The sequence below is a fragment of the Pantoea sp. PvP021 genome (assembly GCF_054056055.1).
This window is the reverse complement of sequence record NZ_JBSRXX010000001.1, coordinates 671,366-694,014: the sequence shown is the minus strand read 5'-3', so window position 1 is coordinate 694,014 and position 22,649 is coordinate 671,366. Positions and strand designations below refer to the sequence as shown.

Below are 22,649 nucleotides of genomic sequence, written 5' to 3'. Positions count from 1 at the left end.
AGCGTTGCTGCTAATGTAATGCAACACGCTGGCCTCAGCGGAAAAAATCACGAATCTGTGATCGGCTTAAAGCCGTAGCGGTTTTTTAACAGCAGCATCAGGGTGGTGATCACAGCCGGTATTGCCAGCAGCAGAAAGATAACGCTGAAAGACCATCCAAGAGACATCATCTCTGCGCCAACAAAGGCGCTTAAAATCGCGCCGATGCGGCCCACTCCATGCATCCAGCTGGAACCGGTAGCGCGGGCGTGGGTAGGATAATAGCTGGCGGATAAGGCATTCATACCAGTATTGGCCCCGTTGAAACAGAAGCCACTGCAAAAGGCGATCGCACTCATCATACCCACTTCCGCGGGTGAAAAGCCCAGTGCCACAATAAACAGCCCGCCGCAGCCGTAGATCGCCGCCAGGGCCAGGTTAGCGTTGAAGCGATCCATCATCCAGCCCGCAAACAGGGAGCCCAGCGTCCCGCCCGCCTGATACATCGCGGTGATAATCGCCGCTTCGGTCACTGACATGCCCAGGGTGTTGACCAGCGACGGCAGCCAGCTGCCAATCAGGTAAACCATGAACAGCCCCATAAAGTAGCCGCCCCACAGCATGGTGCTGCCAAACAGATAGCGGCGTGAAAGTACGGTGCCTATCGCGCCGCTCACCGGCATGGTGGCCTCAGGCGCGTGAAACGCACAGTCGGGCGCGGTTTTGCCCGGCATCATCCGGTCGAGGATGGCGTGAATGCGGGCAGCCGGTGCGCCACGGCTGATAAGAAATCGCACCGACTCCGGCAGGCCGCGGATCAGTAATGGCAACACCAGCAGCGGCAGAATACCGCCCAGCAGCAGCACGGAGTGCCAGTCATAGCGCGGTAACAGCCAGGAGGCAGCAAATCCCCCGCTGGCGGCACCAAAGGTAAAGCCGCAGAACACCACCGTGATGATAAAAGCCCGCCGCCGCTCAGGTGCATATTCCGCCACCAGCGTGCCGACGTTGGGCATCGCCGCACCCAGCCCCAGCCCCGTCAGGAAACGGAACAGCATCATCTGCTCAATGTTTTGTGACAGCGCCGTTGCCAGCGTCCAGAGACCGAAAAAGAAGACGCTGAGGATAATCATCATGCGACGGCCATAGCGGTCAGCCAGCGGTCCTGCCACCATGGCACCCAGCGCCAGCCCGATTAACGCTGCGCTGATGACGACCCCGAGCTGATGATTACTCACCCCCCACGCGGCTTTCAGTGTCGGCGCAATGAATCCCATGATCGCAATGTCCATGCCATCGAGTGCCACCACGATAAAACAGAGCGCAATGAGCCGCTTTTGCCAGTGGCTCAGCCCCTGCTGGTTGATAAGCTGGCGGACATCTACCGCCTCGACGCTGGTCAATGAACACTCCTCTGGAGTAACGAAATCTGACATCAGTTTAAGTAAAAAAAACGGCGCTAATGATAGCCGATCGTTAACCTTAAGCGGTCAGATTTTTATATGATATTGAGAATTATTCAACTTTAAGCCGTTAAGTTATTGATATACCGTAGTCAGAGGATGGCGTATTTCAGCGGCATACCCGGCTGAGCGCTTTTTAATCAGAGAGTTAAAGGGTAGCACGGTCATTTCGACTCGTTTGTTAAAATAAATTTGCAGCAAAGTTAACAGAATTCATTTTAAACAGTTGCCTGAAGCCGGTCATTCTCATTAAGTTTAGGATATGGAAAAAAATATCCTTTTCAATCAGCGCATTCGCTTGCGCCATCTACATACCTTTGTTGCGGTTGCGCAGCAAGGCACACTGGGCCGGGCGGCAGAGACGCTTAGCCTCAGCCAGCCTGCCCTCTCCAAGACCCTGAATGAGCTGGAGGAGCTGACTGGCGTTCGTCTGTTTGAACGTGGCCGGCTGGGCGCGCAGCTGACCACCATGGGAGAGCAGTTTTTGACCCATGCGGTGCGGGTACTCGACGCGCTAAACCATGCCGGTCAGAGTTTTAATGAGCAGCCGGGCGATGCGCCGGTGATTATCCGGCTGGGGGCATTGACCACTGCTGCGATGGGGATGCTGCCACGCATCCTGGATCGTTTTCATCAATTGCAGCCCAACACCACCATTCAGGTGGCGACACTTCACAATAATGTGTTGCTGGCAGGCTTGCGCGGCGGTGAATTCGATATCGGCATTGGCCGGATGGCGGACAGCGCCATGATGACCGGGCTGACCTATGAATTGCTGTTTCTGGAATCGCTCAAGCTGGTGGTCAGGCCGGAACACCCGCTGTTAAGTGACAACGTCACGCTTTCGCGTGCTATGCAGTGGCCGGTGGTGATATCGCCCGAGGGCACGGCTCCGCGCCGGATTGCACAGCAGATGCTGGATGAACAGGGCTGCACCCTTCCGCCTCACTGCATTGAGACCTCTTCGACTTCACTGGCACGCCAGCTGGCTCTTCGCTACGACTACATCTGGTTCGTCCCTTCCGGGGCGATTAAAGAGGATCTGAGCCACAACGCGGTTTGTGCGCTGCCGATCGCCTCTTCCGGGCCGGGCGAACCGGTGGGCATCATTACCCGCACCGGCGCAGAACTGAGCCTGAGTGCTGAAGTGCTGATGTCCACCATCCGTAAGTTTCACAGTTAGCGGCTGCGTTTCGCATGCCGCTCGCGGTTTTCAAGGCGTGCTTTATCGGTTTTGCGCAATCCGACATAAAGCGCCCCGGCCCCGCCATGCCGGGTCTGGGCCACGCAAAAGGTCTGTACGTCATCAAACTGCTTTAGCCAGCGCGCCAGATAGCTGCGCACAATGTTGGCATGCGATTCATCATCACGACCTTTGCCGTGGATGATCAGCAGATTGCGCATTCCCTGTTTGTGCGCCTGCATCATAAAGTTAAAGAGCGCCTGACGACAGGTTTCGACCGGTTGCCGCAACAGGTTGAGGCTGGCATCCAGCTGATACTCTCCTCTGCGCAGTTTATCCAGAATACCCTGCTGAATGCCGTCGGCTTTGTATTCCAGCGGGGTATTGAGTGGAACGATCTCCAGATCGCCCCGGGTCAGGAAATTTTCCTCCTCCGATTCACCTGGCGGTTTTCGTGGCGCCTTCGTTGAGGGTGCTTTAAGCCATAAGGTTGTGGTGGTGTCTTTTAACGGCGTGACATCGCCCATGGCATCCCGAAAGAGATCATTATCATCAAGGTTCATGGTTTTCTCACACCTGGTTAAAATTGATGGAATGTGCAAATCACGCTTTACCCGTTAGCGTAGCAAAAGCTGGAATTACCGGCCCACCCCACTTTTTCGAAAGTCACTGCCAGTGCAGAAGCGTGTGACAGATCACATAAGCGGAAAGTTTTCTTGACAGTCGGCCCTGTCGGGATTCTGAGAAGCCCGTCACATCAGCGTTTGTCGTTGTGTGCTTAGTCCATAATATTTGTAAGTGTAAAACTGCTCGGATGAGTTCCCTTCAGCACAAAAAATGTTAAAATTGACCCCAGTCAATAATCGTCGAGCAAACCATTATGATCCCTGAAAAACGCAGCATTCGTCGTATTCAGTCGGGCGGTTGTGCCATTCACTGCCAGGATTGCAGCATCAGTCAGCTCTGCATCCCCTTTACGCTAAATGAACATGAGCTGGATCAGCTCGACAATATCATTGAGCGTAAAAAACCCATTCAGAAAGGGCAAACGCTTTTCAAAGCAGGCGATGAACTCAAGTCTCTGTATGCGATTCGCTCCGGCACCATTAAAAGCTACACCATCACTGAACAGGGTGATGAGCAGATCACCGGTTTCCATCTGGCGGGCGATTTAGTCGGCTTTGACGCGATTATGGGCTCCAGCCATCCCAGCTTTGCGCAGGCGCTGGAAACGGCAATGGTGTGTGAGATCCCTTTTGAAACGCTGGATGATTTGTCGGGCAAAATGCCGGCCCTGCGTCAGCAGATGATGCGTCTGATGAGCGGTGAAATCAAAGGCGATCAGGACATGATCCTGCTGCTGTCGAAGAAAAATGCTGAAGAGCGCCTGGCGGCGTTTATCTGGAACCTTTCCCGTCGTTTTGGCCAGCGCGGCTTTTCACAGCGCGAATTCCGCCTCACCATGACGCGTGGCGATATCGGTAATTACCTGGGCCTGACGGTTGAAACCATCAGCCGCCTGCTGGGGCGTTTTCAGAAGTCCGGTATGCTGGCGGTGAAAGGCAAGTACATCACGATTGAAAACCACGCCCTGCTGGAAGAGCTCGCCGGTCAGAGCCACCAGGCCGCCTGATCCTCAGCCGGATCAATAAATCTTATTTTGTTGATCCGGCAGTAACTTTTTCACTTCTTCCGCTGTGCAACATAGGCTATCTTTATTCCAGTCGCTCTGGTTTAAGGAGAACGCCTCATGTCCCAGTACCAAAATGTTCTGGTCGCCATTGATGCCCAGCAAGACGATCAGCCCGCGCTGCGACGTGCGGTCTATCTGAATCAACGTCTTGGCGGAAGAATTAAAGCCTTCCTGCCTATCTATGACTTCTCATATGAGATGACCACCCTGCTTTCGCCGGACGAGCGCGCGTCGATGCGCCAGGGCGTGATCAGCCAGCGTACCGAATGGATCCGCGAGCAGGCCCGCGCTTACCTTGATGCCGGTGTAGAAATTGACATCAAAGTGATCTGGCACAACCGTCCCTACGAAGCCATTATTCAGGAAGTGCTCGCCCATCAGCATGACCTGGTGCTTAAGATGGCGCATCAGCACGATCGCCTTGAGTCAGTGATTTTCACTCCAACCGACTGGCACCTGCTGCGTAAATGCCCGTGTCCGGTGTGGATGGTTAAAGATCAGCCGTGGCCGGAAGGCGGTAAAGCGATTGTCGCGGTCAATCTTGCCAGCGAAGAGCCGCATCACGATGGCCTGAATCAGAAGCTTATTCGTGAAACGGTGATACTGGCGGAAAAGGTGAATCAGACCGAAGTGCATCTGGTCGGCGCCTACCCGATTACCCCTATCAATATTGCTATCGAACTGCCCGATTTTGATCCCAGCGTCTATAACGACGCGATCCGTGGTCAGCATCTGGTGGCAATGAAAGCGCTACGGCAGAAGTTCTCGATTGGTGAAGAGTTCACCCATGTGGCTAAAGGCCTGCCGGAAGAGGTCATCCCCGATCTGGCGGCGCATCTGGGAGCCGGTGTGGTGGTGCTGGGAACGATTGGACGCACCGGCCTGTCGGCGGCATTCCTCGGCAATACGGCGGAACAGGTGATTGATCATCTGCGTTGCGATCTGCTGGCGCTTAAGCCGGACGATTTCAAATCGCCGATTGACCTGGATGATGAAGAGGATGAGGAGGATTAATCCTCTTCAGAAACAGAGAGGGCGGCTGATTAGCCGCCCTTTTTTATTACAGCGCTTTAAGAATCGCTTCCACGCTGGCTTTGGCATCGCCAAACAGCATCTGGCTATTCTCTTTGAAGAACAGCGGATTCTGCACCCCGGCATAGCCGGTGTTCATCGAGCGTTTGAACACTATCAAGTTGTGCGCCTTCCACACTTCCAGCACCGGCATGCCCGCAATCGGACTGCGGGGATCATCCTGTGCCGCCGGGTTGACCGTGTCGTTAGCGCCGATGACCAGCACCGTGTCGGTGTCACTGAAATCGTCGTTGATCTCATCCATCTCCAGCACCACGTCATAAGGCACTTTCGCCTCTGCCAGCAGCACGTTCATGTGACCCGGCAGACGCCCCGCCACCGGATGGATACCGAAGCGCACTTTGATGCCAAGCGCACGCAGTCGGGCAGTCATTTCCGCGACCGGATACTGCGCCTGCGCTACCGCCATGCCGTAGCCTGGTGTGATAATCACCGAGCTGGAAGCCTTGAGCATCTCAGCGGTCTCTTCAGCCGTAATCTCACGATGCTCGCCCGCTTCCTGACTTTCATCGCCACTGCTGGCTTCAGTACCAAAGCCGCCCGCGATCACGCTGATAAACGAACGGTTCATCGCTTTACACATAATGTAGGAGAGGATCGCACCGGATGACCCCACCAGCGCACCGGTCACAATCAGCAGATCGTTGCTCAACATGAAACCAGCAGCGGCGGCGGCCCAGCCTGAATAGGAGTTAAGCATCGAGACCACGACCGGCATATCCGCGCCGCCAATGGACGCGACGAGATGCCAGCCAAACGCCAGCGCAATGACCGTCATCAGCAAGAGTGCAAACACCTGCACAGCCGTGCTGCTGGTGTTAACAAACCACAACAGCAGCAGGAACGAAACCACCAGCGCCAGCAGATTCAGCTTGTGACGATGCGGTAACGCTAACGGCCGTGAAGAGATTTTGCCGCACAGTTTGCCAAACGCTACCAGCGAGCCGGTGAAGGTGACGGCACCGATAAAGATACCGATAAACACTTCGCTGAGATGGATATTCTCCATCACCGCTGGCAGGCCAGGCGCATGGTCGATATAGCTGTTGATGCCCACCAGCACTGCGGCCAGGCCAACAAAGCTGTGCAGAATCGCCACCAGCTCTGGCATTTCCGTCATTTCGACTTTCTTCGCCAGACGAATGCCGATAGCGCCGCCGATGACCATCGCCAGCAGGATCCAGACCACATTACCGCTGTCCGGGCCAAATATGGTGGCGATCAGCGCAATCGCCATACCGCTGATACCGAAAATATTACCCCGCTTTGAGGTCTCATGACGCGAAAGACCAGCAAGGCTACAGATGAACAGAATCGCAGCCACAATATAGGCTGCAGTGACTAATCCGCCAGACATGTGTTACCCCTTACGAAACATTTTCAGCATGCGCTGGGTGACGGTGAAGCCACCAAAGATATTTATGCTGGCAATCAGCACGGCAATAAAGGAGATAAAGGTGACCCAGCCACCGTGGCCCATCTGCAAGACCGCACCGATAACAATGATGCCGGAAATGGCATTGGTTACGGACATCAGCGGTGTATGCAGCGCATGACTGACGTTCCAGACCACGTAATACCCCACCACGCAGGCGAGCGCGAACACGGTAAAATGGGAGAGGAAGTCGGCCGGTGCCACGTTTGCCAGGCAGCCAAACAGCACAATAGCCAGGGCGATCAGCAGATATTTACGCCACGGTGAAACGGGCTTCGCCTCAATCTTTTCTGACGGCTTGGCGGCGGCAGCGGCAGCCTGTGGCGCGGCGGAGACCTGAATCGGCGGGGCTGGCCAGGTCACTTCGCCTTCGCGTACCACGGTGACGCCACGCACCACCACATCTTCGAAATCGACCTGGATTTCGCCATTTTTCTCTTTACACAGCAGCTTGATCAGATTGACCAGATTGGTGCCGTAGAGCTGGGAGGATTGTGTCGCCAGACGGCTGGGCAGATCGGTGTAACCGATAATTTTCACACCATTCGGCGTGACGGTAACCTGGTCAGCGACGGTCAGCGCGCAGTTGCCGCCGGTCTGCGCCGCCAGATCAACAATGACGCTGCCCGGCTTCATGCTGGCGACCATCTCTTCGGTGATCAGTTTCGGAGCCGGTTTGCCTGGGATCAGCGCCGTGGTGACAATGATGTCCACGTCTCTGGCCTGACTGGCAAACAGCGCCATCTCAGCTTTGATGAAAGCCTCGGACATGACCTTGGCATAGCCGTCGCCGCTGCCCGCTTCCTCTTCAAAGTCGAGCTCGAGGAATTCGGCGCCCATACTCTGCACCTGCTCTTTGACTTCGGGACGGGTATCAAACGCCCGGACAATCGCGCCCAGGCTGCCCGCTGCGCCAATCGCGGCCAGCCCGGCAACACCGGCCCCAATCACCATCACTTTTGCCGGTGGCACTTTACCGGCTGCGGTGATCTGACCGGTAAAGAAGCGACCAAATTCATGGGCGGCTTCGACAATGGCGCGATAACCGGCAATGTTCGCCATAGAGCTCAGGGCATCCAGCGACTGCGCCCGTGAGATACGCGGCACTGAATCCATTGCCATTACCGTGACCTGACGTGCGGCCAGTTTTGACAGCAGTTCGGGATTCTGTGCGGGCCAGATAAAACTGACCAGCGTGCTGCCCGCACGCGTCAGCGCAATCTCTTCGTCATCCGGCGCATTCACCTTCAGCACGATATCGGACTGCCAGACCTGCTCTCTGTCGCTGAGTGTGGCACCGGCTGCGATATAGCTTTCATCATCGAAGCTGGCGCGTTTACCGGCGTCATGCTCAAGGGTGACGCTGAAACCCAGCTTGATGAGTTGTTCCACGGTCTTAGGCGTGGCGGCCACGCGCGACTCGTTTGGCAACCTTTCCTTGGGTATTCCAATTAACATAGTGTTTCCTTTCATCGGTTAAAGGATGATGGCCCGAACCTGCACCACGAGAGCGCGACTGAAACGCGATTTCAGCCGCTTTTGGACGAAACGCAGGTATTTCAAAGTGTTTATAACCTACTGAAAATGTGACGAGCGATCTACAGCGACTAGGCAGAGTGATGACATTCACCCAATTATGCAGTGTTCTGTTAAGAAACCTGCGTTATCCCACTGCAAAATAGTCTCACAGGCAGATAATCTGCCAGAGATAATTGTACCCGGACGAATTAATCAACAACAAAAACCTTTATTTAACAATGCATTAACTATTTTATCGCTAACAGTTACCGCTTTTAGTGGTAACTATCACTAAAACTGGCCATAACTGCGTTTGATGACAAACAAATGAAAAAATCATGGTTGAATAACGCGATCTGACACAAAAAATCGCTGCGACAGTCTGTTTATAACATGCAATAATCAGCGGCTATTCTGTTATACATCAAGAGTCCAGCACGTTTTCGTACTCATTTTTGCGTAAGGCGAAGGATTATTTTTATGAAGCTGAAGAACACTATTCTGGCGACCACTCTGTTGTCCCTGCTGGCAGCCAACGCATTCGCTGCGCAGGAACTTACGCCAGAAAAAGCGGCCGCGTTGAAGCCATTCGAACGTATTAATATTACCGGCCGTTTCAACGCAATTGGCGACGCTGCCGATGCGGTATCTAAGCGTGCAGATCAGATGGGCGCGGCCTCTTATTACATCCAGGCGATCAACGACAGCAACGGTAACAGCGGTAACTGGCGCGTTACGGCTGACCTCTATAAAGCCGATGCCCCGGCAGCCACAGAGTCAACGACTTACCGTCGTTTCAACGGCGTAAACGAACTACCAAAAGCAGAAGCGTATAAACTCGAACCCTTCGATACCGTTTCGGTCAGCGGCTTCTTTGCCAGCCAGCCGGATGTAAACGACGCAATTTCGAAAGCCGCAAAACAGAAAGGCGCAGCCTCCTTCTTTATCGTTCGCCAGATCGATGCCAACAGCGGCGGCAATCAGTATGTCACCGCCTATGTCTATAAAGCGGATGCTAAAGAGCGCGCGGTGCAGACACCAAATGCGATTCCTGCCGATTCAGAAGCGGGTAAAGCCGCACTGGCAACCGGTGGCGCTGCGGCGGCTAACGTAGAGATTCCAGGCGTGGCCTCGTCTGAAACGCCAAGCAACAAAGTGGGTCGTTTCTTCGAAACCCAAAGCTCTACCGGCAAGCGCTATACCGTTAATCTGCCAAACGGCAAATCGGTGCAGGAAGTGAATGCCATTACTGCTGCTCAGATGCAGCCGTTCGATACCGTAACCTTCACCGGTCACTTCGGTACGCCAACTGAGATTTCAGAAGAAGTGGCGAAGCGTGCGGCGGATAAAGGTGCCAAGTTCTACCACGTTACCCGTCAGTGGCAGAACCAGAGTGGCGGTAACCTGACCGTCACGGCTGACCTGTTTAAGTAATCCTTCTCAGGGCGGCGCCTGCCGCCCTGCTGTTTGCATAATTCCTGCGCTGTTTTGCATAGTCACGCATTGCCATCCCCTGCCACACTCCGTAAAATCCCTCGCCTGTTTTACCGGATATTGTCCCTGTATTGTGCCTTTGGTGTGACATAACCCAGCGACAAAATCCGATTTACCCAGCCATATATGCTAGCGGGAAGGTTGTTTTGGAGAAAAAATTAGGTCTCGGTGCGCTGACGGCGCTGGTGCTCAGCTCAATGCTGGGCGCAGGCGTGTTCAGTCTGCCGCAAAATATGGCTGCAGTGGCTGGTCCGGCGGCGCTGCTGCTGGGCTGGCTGATTACCGGCGTCGGCATCATCTTTCTGTCGCTGGCGATGCTGCTGCTGACCCGCCTTAAACCCGAGCTGGATGGCGGCATCTTTACCTATGCCCGTGCCGGTTTCGGCGAGCTGATGGGCTTCTGCTCCGCCTGGGGCTACTGGCTGTGCGCCGTGATCGCCAACGTCTCCTATCTGGTGATTGTCTTCTCTGCCCTGAGCTTCTTCACCGATACGCCGGACCGGATTATCTTTGGCGATGGCAACACCTGGCAGGCGATGCTGGGTGCATCCGTGCTGTTGTGGCTGGTTCACTGGCTGGTGCTGCGCGGCGTGCAGACCGCTGCCAGCATTAATCTGATGGCGACGCTCGGCAAGCTGGTGCCGCTGCTGCTGTTTATTGTGCTGGCGGTGATGGCATTCAACTATGATCGCTTCCGCTTTGACTTTTCCGGCGTCACGCTGGGACAACCGCTATGGGAGCAGGTCAAACAGACCATGCTGATTACCCTGTGGGTCTTTATCGGCGTCGAGGGGGCGGTGGTGGTCTCTGCACGCGCGCGCCAGAAAAAGGATGTGGGCCGGGCTACATTATTCGCCGTGCTGGCAGCGTTGCTGGTCTATCTGCTGGTGACACTGCTGTCGCTTGGCGTGGTTCCACGTGCTGAACTGGCTCAGATGCGTAACCCCTCCATGGCGGGATTGATGACCCGACTGATGGGCAACTGGGGCGATGCGGTGATTGCGGTGGGTCTGGTTATCTCGGTGTGCGGTGCCTATCTGAGCTGGACGATTATGGCCGCTGAAGTGCCGCTGATTGCCGCGCAACAGGGTGCATTTCCACGCAGTATCGCCCGGCAAAACCGCCATAACGCGCCAGCCGCCTCACTGTGGCTGACCAACGGCAGTATTCAGCTCTGCCTGATCCTGATTGCCCTGACTGGTGCAAATTACAACAACCTGCTGACCATCGCCTCTGAGATGATTCTGGTGCCCTATCTGCTGGTGGGGTTATATCTGATCAAAGTGGTACGCGGACAGCATAAACCGCTGGCGATGGCGACCGGTATCGGTGCCAGCCTTTATGGCATCTGGCTGCTTTACGCCTCGGGGCCATTGCACCTGATGATGTCTGTGGTGCTCTATACACCGGGCCTGCTGCTGTTTCTGTTTGCACGACGCGGTGGCCGCGCAGAGTTTGCGCTGACTTCGCTGGAGCGGATTGCAATGGGATTGCTGATTGCCGCGACGCTGCCCGCCGTGTGGCAGCTGACGACTTAGCGCCTGGCCCGGCAGGCGTAATGGCTGCAGGCAGTGCGAACCCGGCCAGCGCGGAGCAACCAGGCGTACAGACAGTACGTGAGGATGGTGAGCACTGCCCAGGTTCAGAGCCTGATGGGAGAGGCTATCAGTGCGACTGCACAGGTATTGAGACACACAGCAGGTCATCCTGCTGTGTCAGATTCAGCGGCCTGGAATATTCATGATGGATCGCGTCCAGCTGCTCCGCCGAAAGCGGATAAGGAAGCTGAATATCGAAGCGACTAATCTGCTGTTGTTCCGCAAGGGTAATCAGGCGCGCGATATTAATTTCATCGCTGACCTGAGTAGAAATGATTTGTAATGCTAATTCTTTTAACGGGTCGTCACTGCCCTGTAAGCGGTGAGCCGATTTACGTGTCACCATGCCAAATATCGGCATCACACCATAAATAGCATCGACGAAGCTCCAGCGCTTTTTGCAGGAAGCGGAAAGAAAGTCACTGTAATTGAAGCAGATGCGGTCGGGGTATATGGCTGATGCCAGCTCTTTATCAGACACACTAACGCTCCTCATGATAATCATCAATATCCCAAACCTGGCGCAAAAAGGCCGCGCTAATGATTGCACATTTTGCCGGTTATATACCAGCAAGCCACGGATATTTCGTGCGGTAACGTAGAGCTCAGGACCAGGAAAAGATATGCTTCCGTCCATCCCTGTCTCTGCTTTGTGAACTATGAACAAAATTGTTTATGTAGAAGATGAACCCGAAGTGGGCTCACTGATTGCGGCCTATCTGGGTCGTCATGATATTGAGGTGATTGTCGAGATGCGCGGCGACCGTGCTGAAGCGGTCATTGCCGAACAGCAGCCCGATCTGGTGATGCTGGATATCATGTTGCCAGGCAAAGATGGCATGACTATCTGCCGTGACCTGCGGGCCAACTGGCAGGGGCCGATCGTGTTGCTCACCTCACTGGACAGCGACATGAACCATATTCTGGCCCTGGAGATGGGTGCGCAGGATTACATTCTGAAAACCACGCCGCCGGCGGTACTGCTGGCCCGCCTGCGCCTTCATCTGCGTCAGTCGCAGCAGGGACAGCCGGACGATGCGCCCAGCGCACCCGCCGCCAACCGTATGCTGCGTTTTGGCTCGCTGACCATCGATGCGCTGAACCGCCAGGTCACGCTGTTTGACGAGCAGATTGCCCTTTCCACCGCAGATTTCGATCTGCTGTGGGTACTCGCCAGCCATGCAGGCCAGACGCTTAACCGTGATGCGCTGCTGAAAACGTTGCGCGGGGTCAGCTATGACGGCCTTGACCGCAGCATCGACGTGGCCATCTCCCGGTTGCGCAAAAAGCTGCACGACAGCGCCACCGAGCCGTTCCGCATTAAAACCATTCGTAACAAAGGCTATCTGTTTGCGCCCCAGGCCTGGGATACCCGCGGACTATGAGAAAGCTTTTTATTCAGTTTTATCTGCTGCTGTTTGTCTGCTTTCTGGTGATGGCGCTGCTGGTGGGGCTGGTCTACAAGTTCACCGCTGAACGTGCGGGCCGCCAGTCAATGAATGACCTGATGGCCAGTTCGCTCTACCTGATCCGCAGCGAACTGCGCGAGATCCCGCCGCGTGACTGGAATAAAACCATCAAGAGTCTCGATCTCGGCCTGTCGTTCGACCTGCACATCGAGCCGATGAATAAATATCAGCTTGATGAAGGCAACATGCGTCGGTTGCGCGCCGGAGAGATCGTGGCGCTCGACGATCAATACACCTTTTTGCAGCACATTCCGCGTAGCCACTACGTGTTGTCAGTCGGGCCGATTCCCTATCTCTTCTATCTGCATCAGATGCGACTACTGGATATTGCCCTGCTGATCTTTATAGGGATGTCACTGGCGCTGCCGGTGTTTATCTGGCTGCGCCCCCACTGGCAGGAGATGCAGCGACTGGAAAAAGCGGCTCAGCGCTTTGGCCGTGGCGAGCTGGACGTGCGCACCCATTTTGATAGCACCTCCAGCCTTTTCCGGCTCGGCATCGCCTTTAACCAGATGGCCGAGAACATCAATACGCTGGTTGCCAGTAAGAAGCAGCTAATAGACGGTATTGCGCATGAGCTGCGCACACCGCTGGTGCGCCTGCGTTACCGGCTGGAGATGAGCGACAACCTCACGGATGGCGAACGGGTGGCGCTGAATCGCGATATCGGCCAGCTCGAAAGCCTGATTGAGGAGCTACTGACCTATGCGCGTCTTGATCGGCCGCGCGTCGATCTCAATCTGAAATCGCTGGATTTGGCCAACTGGCTGCGCGAGCGGCTTGACGATTTCCGCACTATCAATCCCGACGTGCGGCTCGACCTTGAGCTGCCGCAGCGTGAAAACATCGGCATTTCTGATACCCGCCTGATGGAGCGGGTACTGGATAACCTGGTCAACAATGCACTGCGTTATGCGCAACAGCGGCTGCGCGTCAGTTTGTGGTTCGACGGTCCGATAGGGTGTCTGCAGGTGGAAGATGACGGTCCCGGCATTCCGCCTGAAGAGCGTGAGCGGGTTTTCGAACCCTTTGTCCGGCTGGACCCCAGCCGCGATCGCGCTACAGGCGGCTGCGGACTGGGACTTGCGATTGTGCACTCTATTGCCCAGGCGCTGAGCGGCAATGTGACTATTGAATCCAGTCCGCTCGGCGGCGCCAGCGTTCGCTTTTGCTGGCCGGTTGATCTAACCTTGCGGGAAATTCCGCTGCGTTAAAAACCACAAGGAGTCTTACGTGACCTCAGCGTATCAACAACTTACCAAGACGTTCCAGCGCCTTTCCCGTTTCAGCCACGTCACGGCCATCGCCGGATGTGACATGCAAACCACCATGCCGCCGGGCGGCAGTCAGGCGCGTGGTGAAGCGCTGGCCGAAATGAGCGTGTTGCAGCACCAGATCCTCACTGCCCCTCAGGTTGGTGAGTGGCTCAGGGCCGCAGAGCAGCAGTCACTCAACGATGTTGAGCGGGCCAATCTCAACGAGATGCAGCGCGCTTACCAGCAGGCCACCCTGCTGCCTGATGATTTTGTTGAAGCCAAATCAATCGCCGGTTCGGTATGTGAACATGCATGGCGCACTCAGCGTCCGGCCAACGACTGGCAGGGCTTCGCCGCCAATCTCAAAGAGGTGGTGCGTCTGAGCCGCGAAGAGGCCCAGCGCCGCGCCGACGCCACTGGCTGCTCGCGTTACGATGCGCTGCTGGATCTTTATGAGCCGGGGATGACCCGCGCCCGGCTGGATGAAACCTTTGGCGAACTGAAAACCTGGCTGCCCGATCTGTTACAGCAGGTCGTGGAAAAACAGGCGCAGCAGACTGTTGTCACGCCGCAGGGGCCGTTCGCCCTGCCTGCTCAGCGTCAGCTCGGCCTGAGCATCATGGAAACGCTGGGTTTCGACTTTAACCATGGCCGTCTGGATATCAGTGCGCATCCCTTCTGCGGTGGCGTGCCGGAAGATGTGCGCATTACCACCCGTTACAACGAGAATGAGTTTCTCAGCGCCCTGATGGGCGTGATCCACGAAACCGGCCACGCCCGCTATGAGCAAAATCTGCCGCAGCAGTGGCGCGGGCAGCCGGTGGCGCTGGCGCGCTCCACCGCTATCCACGAATCACAAAGCCTGTTTATGGAGATGCAGCTTGGTCGCAGCCGCGAATTCCTGCAGCGCATTCTGCCGCAGGTGATCGCCACCTTTGGCGATCAGCCTGCCCTGCAGGCGGATAATTTTGTGCGCCTGACCCAGCAGGTTAAGCCTGGCCTGATCCGGGTTGACGCCGATGAGCTCAGCTATCCGGCGCATGTCATTCTGCGCTATGAAATCGAGCAGGCGCTGATTGAAGGCGAGATTGAGGTTGAGGATATCCCGGCGCTGTGGGATGAGAAGATGATGCAGTCGCTGGGTCTGGATACCCGGGGTAACTACCGCGATGGCTGTATGCAGGATATCCACTGGACCGACGGCGCCTTTGGCTACTTCCCGACCTATACGCTGGGCGCGATGTACGCCGCGCAGCTGTTCCGCTCGGTACATCTTGCGATTCCTCAGCTCAGCGAGCTGATTCAGCACGGTGAGCTGCAGCCGGTATTCGACTGGCTGCAACAGAACATCTGGCAGCACGGCAGCCGTTTCTCCACCGACCAGCTGCTGATCAACGCCACCGGCGAAGCGCTGAATCCGGCTTTCTTCCGCCAGCACCTTGAACAACGTTACCTGAATAGCTAAGCTCTCGGGCGGTCAGCTGACCGCCCTTTCCCGCCTTTGTACAATCGGTTACACGCCGATACCAAACACCCACGGACACCGTTCATTGATATCCCTATAGTCTCTTCACCGGCCCCGCAGTGGGCTACACATGAAAAAATAGTCTTCGAGGGATTTGCAATGAAAAAATTATTTGCACTGGTTGTCGCCGCTGCTATGGGTATGTCTTCTGTTGCTTTCGCTGCTGACACCACAGCTGCTCCAGCTGCTGCGCCAGCCGCAACAACCACTACTACCGCTGCAGCACCGGCTAAAACCGTTCACAAAACTGCGCACAAGAAACACCATAAAGCGGCTCAGAAAGCGCAGGCTGCTAAGAAACACCACAAAAAAGCTGTGAAAAAAGATGCCGCGCAGAAAGCGCAGGCTGCAAAAAAAGTTCACCATAAAAAAGTAGCTAAACCTGCTGCACAGAAAGCCCAGGCCGCTAAAAAAGTTCACCACAAAAAAGTCACTAAACCAGCTGCTCAGAAAGCCCAGGCCGCTAAAAAAGTTCATCACAAAAAAGCCACTCAGCCAGCCGCTCAGAAAGCCCAGGCTGCTAAAAAAGTTCACCACAAAAAAGTAGCTAAACCAGCTGCACAGAAAGCTCAGGCTGCTAAAAAAGTTCACCACAAAAAAGTTGTGAAACCAGCAGCTAAAAACTAAGGTCGCCTTCAGCGCACGGCCACGAGATGATGATTAAAAACACCCGGTTCTGCCGGGTGTTTCTTTACTGGAGTGGATGATATGGTGCGTCGCTATCGCTTCGAAATTATTCTGCTGGTGATGATCCTGTGTGGCATTGTTGCAGCAAGCTTTTTTGTTTAACCGCTGTAGCGTACTGATTAACCAATAAAACTCCCTTTTTCAACGCTCACCGACTATAGTTACCGTACTTACGTAATAACAATAACGTTAATTTTTTCTCGCCATTGAGATTTCTATGCGCCTGGCTACCCTGTTAATGGTTGGACTCTTCAGCTTTGCCACCACGGTTCATGCCGATGATGACGATGACTCGCCTACTCCTGCTGAAATTAAGATGCTGTTTTTCGGTAAGGATCATCGCCAGGCAATCACCGATATTACCGCTGCCCCCTGGGATGCCATTGGTCAGCTGGAAACCGAAAGCGGCAACCTCTGTACTGCCACACTCATCTCTCCGCATCTGGCGCTGACCGCCGGACACTGCCTGCTTGCCCCGCCGGGTAATTTCGATAAGCCGGTTGCGCTGCGATTTATGGCGAGCGATAAAGGCTGGCGCTACGAGCTTCATGATATTGATGCGCGGGTTGAACCCTCGCTGGCGTCAAAGTTAAAAGCGGACGGTGAAGGCTGGATCGTGCCGAGCAGTGCAGCCCCCTATGATTACGGCATCGTGATTTTACGCAATCCGCCCTCCGCGATTACGCCTATTCCGCTGTTCGATGGCTCACGCAGCGAACTCACTGCGGCGCTGAAGCTGACCGGACGAAAAGTGACGCAGGCAGGCTATCCGGCTGATCATCTGGACACGCTTTACTCCCACAGCGATTGCCTGATCACCGGCTGGGCGCAGCGCGCCGTGTTGTCGCATCAGTGTGACACCCTGCCAGGTGACAGTGGTTCGCCACTGCTGCTCAATAGCGATAAAGGCTGGCAGTTAATCGCGGTACAAAGCTCAGCACCGGCAGCGAAAGATCGCTACCTGGCTGATAACCGTGCGATTTCGGTCACCTCGTTTAAAGATAAACTGGAATCCCTGGCTCAGTAGCCCGCACTCTCACTCGCCATCATCGGATGCGCGCCGGTTACGGCGCGCATCCCGGCACTTAACCCGCTATCTGCTCCATCATCTGCAGAATACGCTTATGTGAGATGGGATAAGGCGTACCCAGTTGCTGAGCAAAATAACTGATTCGCAGCTCTTCGATCATCCAGCGGATATTTTGCACCTCTTCATCATCCTGACGCTGCGGCGGCAACTTATTGCGCCACGCCTGATAAGCCTGTTCCACTGCCTGTACTTTTAACATCCGCGCACGATCGCTGTGCGGATCGGCAGGCAGTTTTTCCAGTCGGCGCTCAATCCCATGCAGATAACGCAGCGTATCGGCCAGTCGCTGCCAGCCGTTGCCGGTGACAAAGCCGCGATAAACCAGGCCACTTAACTGCGCTTTGATGTCAGATAACGCCAGCGCCATGGTCATATCGACCCGGCCCTTCAGACGCTTATTAATGTTGAAGACTGCCGTCAGGATCTGCTCGACCTGCTTCGCGATGGTCACCACGGTTTCATTGAGTTCGCCTCGCACTTTGTCACGCAACTGCTCAAACGAGGTTTGATCCCAGGCCGGACCGCCCGCTTCCCCCATCAGCTTGTCGATGCCACAGGCGATGCAGTCGTCAATCAGCTCCAGCACTTTGCCATAAGGGTTAAAGTAGAGTCCGAGCTTGGCTTTGTTCGGCAGCTTCTCGTGCAGATATTTAACCGGTGACGGCACATTCAGCAGCAGCAGGCGACGCTGACCGCGCCACATCATTTTTTGCTGCTTCTGCTCGCTGTCAAACAGACGAATGGCGACGCTCTCTTTCTCGTCGACCAGCGCAGGCCAGGCTTTAACCTGGTAGCTGCCGCGCTTCTGTTCATAACTGCGTGGCAGATCGCCAAAACTCCAGATATGCAGCCCACTCTGCTCCAGCCCGTCATCCGCCACTTTCGACAGCGTTTCCTGCACTTTGTCTTTCAGCTGTGCCTTAAGCGCAGTGAGATCTTTGCCTTCCAGTAGCTTACGATTGTGCTCGTCGACTACCCGGAACGTCATTTTCAGATGATCGGGCACCTGTTCCCACTGCCAGTTTTCCCGCTCCAGCGTGACGCCGGTCATGCGGCGAAATTCCCGCGCCAGCGCATCAGGCAGCGGCATCTCCATCGCTTTCACCCTTCCCAAGAACGCCTCGGCGTAGTTGGGTGCAGGCACCAGGTTACGGCGCAGCGGCTTAGGCAGCGACTTAATCAGTGCGATGATCAGTTCACGGCGTACACCGGGGATCTGCCACTCAAAACCGCTATCTTCAACCTGATTCAGCAGCGGCAGCGGAATATGTACCGTCACGCCATCCGCATCTGCGCCAGGCTCAAACTGATAACTCAGCTTCAGTTTGAGGTTGCCCTGATGCCAGAAGTTGGGGTAGTCGAGCTGACTGACTTTATCCGCACCCTCTTTGATCAGCATCTGCTTGTCGAAATTCAGCAGTTCTGCGTTTTCGCGACTGGCCTGTTTCCACCAACTGTCGAAATGCTTCGCCGAGACCACCTCTTTGCCAATGCGCTGGTCATAAAAAGCAAACAGCGTTTCGTCATCAACCAGAATGTCGCGGCGACGGGATTTGTGTTCCAGATCTTCCACTTCGCTGCGCAGCTTCTGGTTTGCGCGGAAGAAGGCGTGTCGGGTCTGCCAGTCGCCCTCCACCAGCGCGTGACGAATAAACAGTTCACGGCTCAGGGTGGGATCGATGCTGCCATAGTTAACTTTACGGGCGGCGACAATCGGCAGGCCATAGAGCGTGACTTTTTCGGTGGCCATCACCGCGCCCTGCGATTTCTCCCAGTGCGGTTCACTGTAGCTGCGCTTGATCAGATGCTGTGCCAGCGGCTCAATCCACTCTGGTTCAATACGGCCCGCCGTGCGGCCCCACAGGCGGCTGGTCTCGACCAGTTCCGCCACCATGGTCCACTTCGGCGGCTTTTTAAACAGCCCGGAGCCAGGGAAGATCGCGAAGCGGGTATTGCGCGCGCCGGTATACTCCTGCTTATCGGTGTCTTTCTGCCCGATATGCGACAGCAGACCGCTTAACAGCGCGCAGTGGACGGGCTGCAGCTCAGCCGGTTCACTGTTAACCGGAATGCCCAGTTCACGCACCACCTGCCGCAACTGGGTGTAGATATCCTGCCATTCCCGCACGCGCAGATAGTTAAGGAAATCGCTTTTGCACTGGCGGCGGAAAACATTCCCGGACAGCGCTTTCTGCTGCTCCGCCAGGTAGTTCCAGAGATTCACATAGGCGAGGAAGTCGGAGTCTTTGTCGGCAAAGCGCCGGTGCTTCTCATCGGACGCCTGCTTTTTATCTGCCGGACGCTCACGCGGGTCCTGAATCGACAGGCCAGCGGTGATAATCATCACTTCGCGCACGCAGCCAAATTTCTGCGCTTCCAGCACCATCCGCGCCAGGCGGGGATCCACCGGCAGCTGCGCCAGCTGACGCCCGGAACCGGTGAGCTTGTAGTGACCGGTCTCTTCGTTCAGGGTCAGCGCGCCCAGCTCTTCCAGCAGGCGGACGCCATCCTGGATATTGCGCTTATCGGGCGCTTCCACAAACGGGAAGGCGGCGATATCGCCGAGGCCCAGCGAGGTCATCTGCAGGATCACTGACGCCAGGTTGGTGCGCAGGATTTCAGGATCGGTAAAGGCCGGACGACTCAGGAAGTCATCTTCCGCGTAAAGGCGGATACAGATACCGTCTGATACGCGGCCGCAACGCCCTTTACGCTGGTTGGCAGACGCCTGTGATATCGGTTCAATCGGCAGGCGCTGCACTTTGGTACGGAAACTGTAACGACTGATACGCGCCGTACCGGGATCGATCACATATTTAATCCCCGGCACCGTCAGTGAGGTTTCCGCGACGTTGGTCGCCAGCACGATACGACGGCCACTGTGCGACTGAAACACCCGGTTCTGTTCAGCGTTCGACAGCCGTGCATAGAGCGGCAGCACTTCGGTGTGTGGCAGATCGCGTTTGTTCAGCGCGTCGGCGGTATCACGTATTTCACGCTCACCACTCATGAAGATCAGGATATCGCCCCGACTTTCCCGGCCCAGCTCATCTACGGCATCAAAAATCGCCTGCAGCTGGTCACGATCGCCATCATCCGCCTCTTCGATCACCGGCCGATAGCGCACTTCAACCGGATAGGTCCGGCCTGAGACTTCAATCACCGGCGCATTATTGAAATGACGCGAGAAACGCTGTGGATCGATGGTGGCGGAAGTGATAATCACTTTCAGATCGGGCCGACGCGGCAACAGCTCACGCAGATAACCGAGCAGGAAATCGATATTCAGGCTGCGTTCGTGCGCTTCATCAATAATGATGGTGTCATATTGCATCAGCAGACGATCCTGCTGGATCTCCGCCAGCAGAATCCCGTCGGTCATCAGTTTAATCTGCGTCAGGTCACTGACCTGGTCGTTAAACCGTACTTTATAGCCGACGCAGCCGCCCAGCGAAGTGCTGAGCTCATCGGCAATGCGATTCGCCACGGTACGCGCGGCCAGACGGCGCGGCTGCGTATGACCAATCAGACCCGTCACACCACGTCCCAGCGCCAGACAGATTTTCGGCAGCTGCGTGGTTTTGCCCGAGCCGGTTTCACCGGCGACAATCACTACCTGGTGACCGCGAATCGCCTCAGCAATATCCTGCTGCTTCTGACTGACCGGCAGATTGTCCGGGAAGGTAATGGCTGGCGTGGCCGCACGGCGCTGGGCCACGCGCTGCTCGGCAGCGATAAAGTCCTGCTCAAGCTCGCTGGCAATGCCCTGCTGTGCCTCAGGATTTTTAGCTTTTCTGGCACCCTGTAAACGGCGCTGTAACCGCTGGCGATCGCGCAGCATTAGACCGTCGAGGCGTGACCAGAGCGCTGCCAGTGGGGAAGTATCGGGAGATGACATAATAGTGACGTACCTTACTCAGACGGTGTCGCTGCCTGAAGCAGCGCCCTGCAAGCCGGGATAACCAGCTGATTCAATAAAAATAATTGCGCGCATCATAGCACATTCTGAACTGTTCCGGCGGCTGGCCCCGGTTACGCTCATTCAATAAATTCGAACATGGGTCTCGAAATATTGCGCTTTCACCGCGCCATCGATAACCGTAGAGTGTAAACCATTGAGCGGAAAGTCTTCCGCGTAACAGACAGGAAACCACCATGAGCAAAGTTTTAGTTCTGAAATCAAGCATTCTTGCAGGCTACTCACAATCAAGCCAGCTCGCTGACTTCTACATCGAACAGGCAAAGGCCCAGGGTAAAGAGGTTACCGTCCGTGACCTGGCGGCTAACCCGATCCCGGTACTGGATGGCGAGTTAGTGGGTGCAATGCGTCCCTCTGATACCCCGCTGTCACCTCGTCAGCAGGAGGCTCTGGACCTGTCGGATGAACTGATTGCAGAACTGCAGGCTCATGATGAAGTGGTGATTGCCGCGCCAATGTACAACTTCAACATCCCGACGCAGCTGAAAAACTATTTCGACCTGATTGCCCGTGCTGGCGTGACGTTCCGCTACACCGAAGCAGGCCCGGAAGGTCTGGTTAAAGGCAAAACGGCAGTCGTTATCTCCAGCCGTGGCGGCATTCATAAAGATACCCCAACTGACCTGCTGACCCCTTACGTCAAGCTGTTCCTGGGCTTCATCGGCATCACTGACGTTGAGTTCGTGTTTGCTGAAGGCATCGCTTACGGTCCGGAAGTGGCCAGCAAAGCGACCGCTGAAGCGAAAGACGCTATCAAGCAGATCGTGACGGCATAAGTCTCACTCATCTCAGGATGACGCTGTAAAAGACCGGGCCATGCGCCCGGTTTTTTTTCGCCGGTTACTGACTGCTCTCTGCCGTTTTTCTCAGCCACTGACCGTTAATGCCGCGCACATATTCCCCCGCTGCCGCACGGCTCACCAGCTTCTGTCCGGCAATACTGGCGACATCGGCCGTGGAGAGATTATTCTGTTCTGCCAGTCGCTGATACTCCTGCTGACGTCCGGCATTAATACGCTGCACCAGTGCCAGCGTTTCACTATCCTGCGCACGTGCCGCCAGATAGCCGGAGAGCGTTTCACCTGCCCGCCCCGATTGCCGCGCCTGATCCAGCGTCAGTGCCCAGGCAGGCTGCGCCATCGTCAGGGCGAGGAACAGCACCGCGCTTATGCGTTTCATCGTTGCTCT

At 55.6% G+C, this 22,649-nt stretch carries 19 protein-coding genes; 12 read left to right on the top strand and 7 right to left on the bottom strand.

The window, feature by feature from the left end; translation table 11 throughout:
* Positions 1-47: 47 nt before the first annotated feature.
* Positions 48-1,382, bottom strand: coding sequence for an MFS transporter (locus tag ACVKSX_RS03145; RefSeq protein WP_045140321.1), 1,335 nt, complete (start codon positions 1,380-1,382; stop codon positions 48-50).
* Positions 1,383-1,704: 322 nt separating this feature from the next.
* Here ACVKSX_RS03145 and ACVKSX_RS03140 point away from each other — a divergent pair, with 322 nt between their 5' ends.
* Positions 1,705-2,625: a LysR substrate-binding domain-containing protein gene (locus tag ACVKSX_RS03140; protein ID WP_010670205.1), complete on the top strand. Its 921-nt coding sequence runs from the start codon at positions 1,705-1,707 to the stop codon at positions 2,623-2,625.
* Here ACVKSX_RS03140 and smrA read toward each other — a convergent pair.
* Positions 2,622-3,188, bottom strand: a complete 567-nt coding sequence (smrA, locus tag ACVKSX_RS03135; RefSeq protein ID WP_033767330.1) for a DNA endonuclease SmrA — start codon at positions 3,186-3,188, stop codon at positions 2,622-2,624. The two genes, ACVKSX_RS03140 and smrA, sit on opposite strands and share 4 nt — an antisense overlap.
* A gap of 317 nt (positions 3,189-3,505) precedes the next feature.
* Here smrA and ACVKSX_RS03130 point away from each other — a divergent pair, with 317 nt between their 5' ends.
* Entirely contained in the window at positions 3,506-4,258 is a 753-nt protein-coding gene (locus tag ACVKSX_RS03130) for an FNR family transcription factor (protein ID WP_010244686.1), read from the top strand.
* Positions 4,259-4,375: 117 nt separating this feature from the next.
* Positions 4,376-5,332: a universal stress protein UspE gene (uspE, locus tag ACVKSX_RS03125; RefSeq protein ID WP_010244683.1), complete on the top strand. Its 957-nt coding sequence runs from the start codon at positions 4,376-4,378 to the stop codon at positions 5,330-5,332.
* 46 nt (positions 5,333-5,378) lie between these two features.
* On the opposite strand, the gene pntB is transcribed toward uspE, so the two are convergent.
* Together pntB and pntA are read right to left on the bottom strand one after the other, a co-directional pair.
* Positions 5,379-6,767 (bottom strand): Re/Si-specific NAD(P)(+) transhydrogenase subunit beta, encoded by a 1,389-nt coding sequence (gene pntB / locus ACVKSX_RS03120; RefSeq protein ID WP_354438327.1) that lies wholly within the window; start codon positions 6,765-6,767, stop codon positions 5,379-5,381.
* A gap of 3 nt (positions 6,768-6,770) precedes the next feature.
* Entirely contained in the window at positions 6,771-8,303 is a 1,533-nt protein-coding gene (gene pntA / locus ACVKSX_RS03115; protein WP_010244677.1) for a Re/Si-specific NAD(P)(+) transhydrogenase subunit alpha, read from the bottom strand.
* Positions 8,304-8,843: 540 nt separating this feature from the next.
* Here pntA and ydgH point away from each other — a divergent pair.
* Together ydgH and ACVKSX_RS03105 are read left to right on the top strand one after the other, a co-directional pair.
* Positions 8,844-9,797 carry a DUF1471 family protein YdgH gene (gene ydgH, locus ACVKSX_RS03110; protein ID WP_010244673.1) on the top strand — a complete coding sequence of 318 codons (954 nt, stop codon included), beginning with the start codon at positions 8,844-8,846 and terminating at the stop codon, positions 9,795-9,797.
* Between the two features lie 206 nt (positions 9,798-10,003).
* Entirely contained in the window at positions 10,004-11,395 is a 1,392-nt protein-coding gene (locus ACVKSX_RS03105; RefSeq protein WP_033757764.1) for a basic amino acid/polyamine antiporter, read from the top strand.
* A 127-nt stretch (positions 11,396-11,522) separates the two neighbouring features.
* On the opposite strand, the gene ACVKSX_RS03100 is transcribed toward ACVKSX_RS03105, so the two are convergent.
* Complete coding sequence (locus ACVKSX_RS03100; RefSeq protein ID WP_010244668.1) at positions 11,523-11,936, bottom strand: hypothetical protein; 414 nt, start codon at positions 11,934-11,936, stop codon at positions 11,523-11,525.
* Between the two features lie 178 nt (positions 11,937-12,114).
* Here ACVKSX_RS03100 and rstA point away from each other — a divergent pair, with 178 nt between their 5' ends.
* The 6 genes from rstA (at position 12,115) to ACVKSX_RS03070 (ending at position 17,419) form a co-directional block, all read left to right on the top strand.
* Entirely contained in the window at positions 12,115-12,840 is a 726-nt protein-coding gene (gene rstA / locus ACVKSX_RS03095; RefSeq protein WP_010244666.1) for a two-component system response regulator RstA, read from the top strand.
* On the top strand, positions 12,837-14,138 hold the full coding sequence (rstB, locus tag ACVKSX_RS03090; protein WP_064691342.1) for a two-component system sensor histidine kinase RstB: 1,302 nt from the start codon (positions 12,837-12,839) through the stop codon (positions 14,136-14,138). Before rstA ends, rstB begins: the two co-directional genes overlap by 4 nt.
* A gap of 19 nt (positions 14,139-14,157) precedes the next feature.
* A complete protein-coding gene (locus ACVKSX_RS03085; protein ID WP_039392257.1) occupies positions 14,158-15,645 on the top strand; it encodes a carboxypeptidase M32 in 1,488 nt (495 codons plus the stop codon).
* Between the two features lie 159 nt (positions 15,646-15,804).
* On the top strand, positions 15,805-16,332 hold the full coding sequence (asr, locus tag ACVKSX_RS03080) for an acid resistance repetitive basic protein Asr (RefSeq protein ID WP_071785070.1): 528 nt from the start codon (positions 15,805-15,807) through the stop codon (positions 16,330-16,332).
* Between the two features lie 81 nt (positions 16,333-16,413).
* The gene (gene ydgU, locus ACVKSX_RS03075; RefSeq protein WP_010244657.1) at positions 16,414-16,494 is read left to right on the top strand and encodes a small membrane protein YdgU; all 81 of its coding nucleotides are present in this window, start codon (positions 16,414-16,416) and stop codon (positions 16,492-16,494) included.
* A 115-nt stretch (positions 16,495-16,609) separates the two neighbouring features.
* A complete protein-coding gene (locus ACVKSX_RS03070) occupies positions 16,610-17,419 on the top strand; it encodes a trypsin-like serine peptidase (RefSeq protein WP_010244655.1) in 810 nt (269 codons plus the stop codon).
* A gap of 58 nt (positions 17,420-17,477) precedes the next feature.
* On the opposite strand, the gene hrpA is transcribed toward ACVKSX_RS03070, so the two are convergent.
* Complete coding sequence (gene hrpA, locus ACVKSX_RS03065; protein ID WP_307379791.1) at positions 17,478-21,380, bottom strand: ATP-dependent RNA helicase HrpA; 3,903 nt, start codon at positions 21,378-21,380, stop codon at positions 17,478-17,480.
* Positions 21,381-21,637: 257 nt separating this feature from the next.
* Here hrpA and azoR point away from each other — a divergent pair, with 257 nt between their 5' ends.
* On the top strand, positions 21,638-22,237 hold the full coding sequence (azoR, locus tag ACVKSX_RS03060) for an FMN-dependent NADH-azoreductase (RefSeq protein ID WP_010244651.1): 600 nt from the start codon (positions 21,638-21,640) through the stop codon (positions 22,235-22,237).
* 64 nt (positions 22,238-22,301) lie between these two features.
* Here azoR and ACVKSX_RS03055 read toward each other — a convergent pair whose 3' ends face one another.
* On the bottom strand, positions 22,302-22,640 hold the full coding sequence (locus ACVKSX_RS03055) for a YdbL family protein (RefSeq protein WP_010244649.1): 339 nt from the start codon (positions 22,638-22,640) through the stop codon (positions 22,302-22,304).
* Positions 22,641-22,649 lie beyond the last annotated feature (9 nt).

Bases quoted from the DNA above. Each gene is read 5' to 3' on its own strand.
- ACVKSX_RS03140 (WP_010670205.1), top strand. From the start codon at position 1,705: ATGGAAAAAAATATCCTTTTCAATCAGCGCATTCGCTTGCGCCATCTA.
- smrA (WP_033767330.1), bottom strand. From the start codon at position 3,188: ATGAACCTTGATGATAATGATCTCTTTCGGGATGCCATGGGCGATGTC.
- ACVKSX_RS03130 (WP_010244686.1), top strand. From the start codon at position 3,506: ATGATCCCTGAAAAACGCAGCATTCGTCGTATTCAGTCGGGCGGTTGT.
- uspE (WP_010244683.1), top strand. From the start codon at position 4,376: ATGTCCCAGTACCAAAATGTTCTGGTCGCCATTGATGCCCAGCAAGAC.
- pntB (WP_354438327.1), bottom strand. From the start codon at position 6,767: ATGTCTGGCGGATTAGTCACTGCAGCCTATATTGTGGCTGCGATTCTG.
- pntA (WP_010244677.1), bottom strand. From the start codon at position 8,303: ATGTTAATTGGAATACCCAAGGAAAGGTTGCCAAACGAGTCGCGCGTG.
- ydgH (WP_010244673.1), top strand. From the start codon at position 8,844: ATGAAGCTGAAGAACACTATTCTGGCGACCACTCTGTTGTCCCTGCTG.
- rstA (WP_010244666.1), top strand. From the start codon at position 12,115: ATGAACAAAATTGTTTATGTAGAAGATGAACCCGAAGTGGGCTCACTG.
- rstB (WP_064691342.1), top strand. From the start codon at position 12,837: ATGAGAAAGCTTTTTATTCAGTTTTATCTGCTGCTGTTTGTCTGCTTT.
- asr (WP_071785070.1), top strand. From the start codon at position 15,805: ATGAAAAAATTATTTGCACTGGTTGTCGCCGCTGCTATGGGTATGTCT.
- ydgU (WP_010244657.1), top strand. From the start codon at position 16,414: ATGGTGCGTCGCTATCGCTTCGAAATTATTCTGCTGGTGATGATCCTG.
- ACVKSX_RS03070 (WP_010244655.1), top strand. From the start codon at position 16,610: ATGCGCCTGGCTACCCTGTTAATGGTTGGACTCTTCAGCTTTGCCACC.
- hrpA (WP_307379791.1), bottom strand. From the start codon at position 21,380: ATGTCATCTCCCGATACTTCCCCACTGGCAGCGCTCTGGTCACGCCTC.
- azoR (WP_010244651.1), top strand. From the start codon at position 21,638: ATGAGCAAAGTTTTAGTTCTGAAATCAAGCATTCTTGCAGGCTACTCA.
- ACVKSX_RS03055 (WP_010244649.1), bottom strand. From the start codon at position 22,640: ATGAAACGCATAAGCGCGGTGCTGTTCCTCGCCCTGACGATGGCGCAG.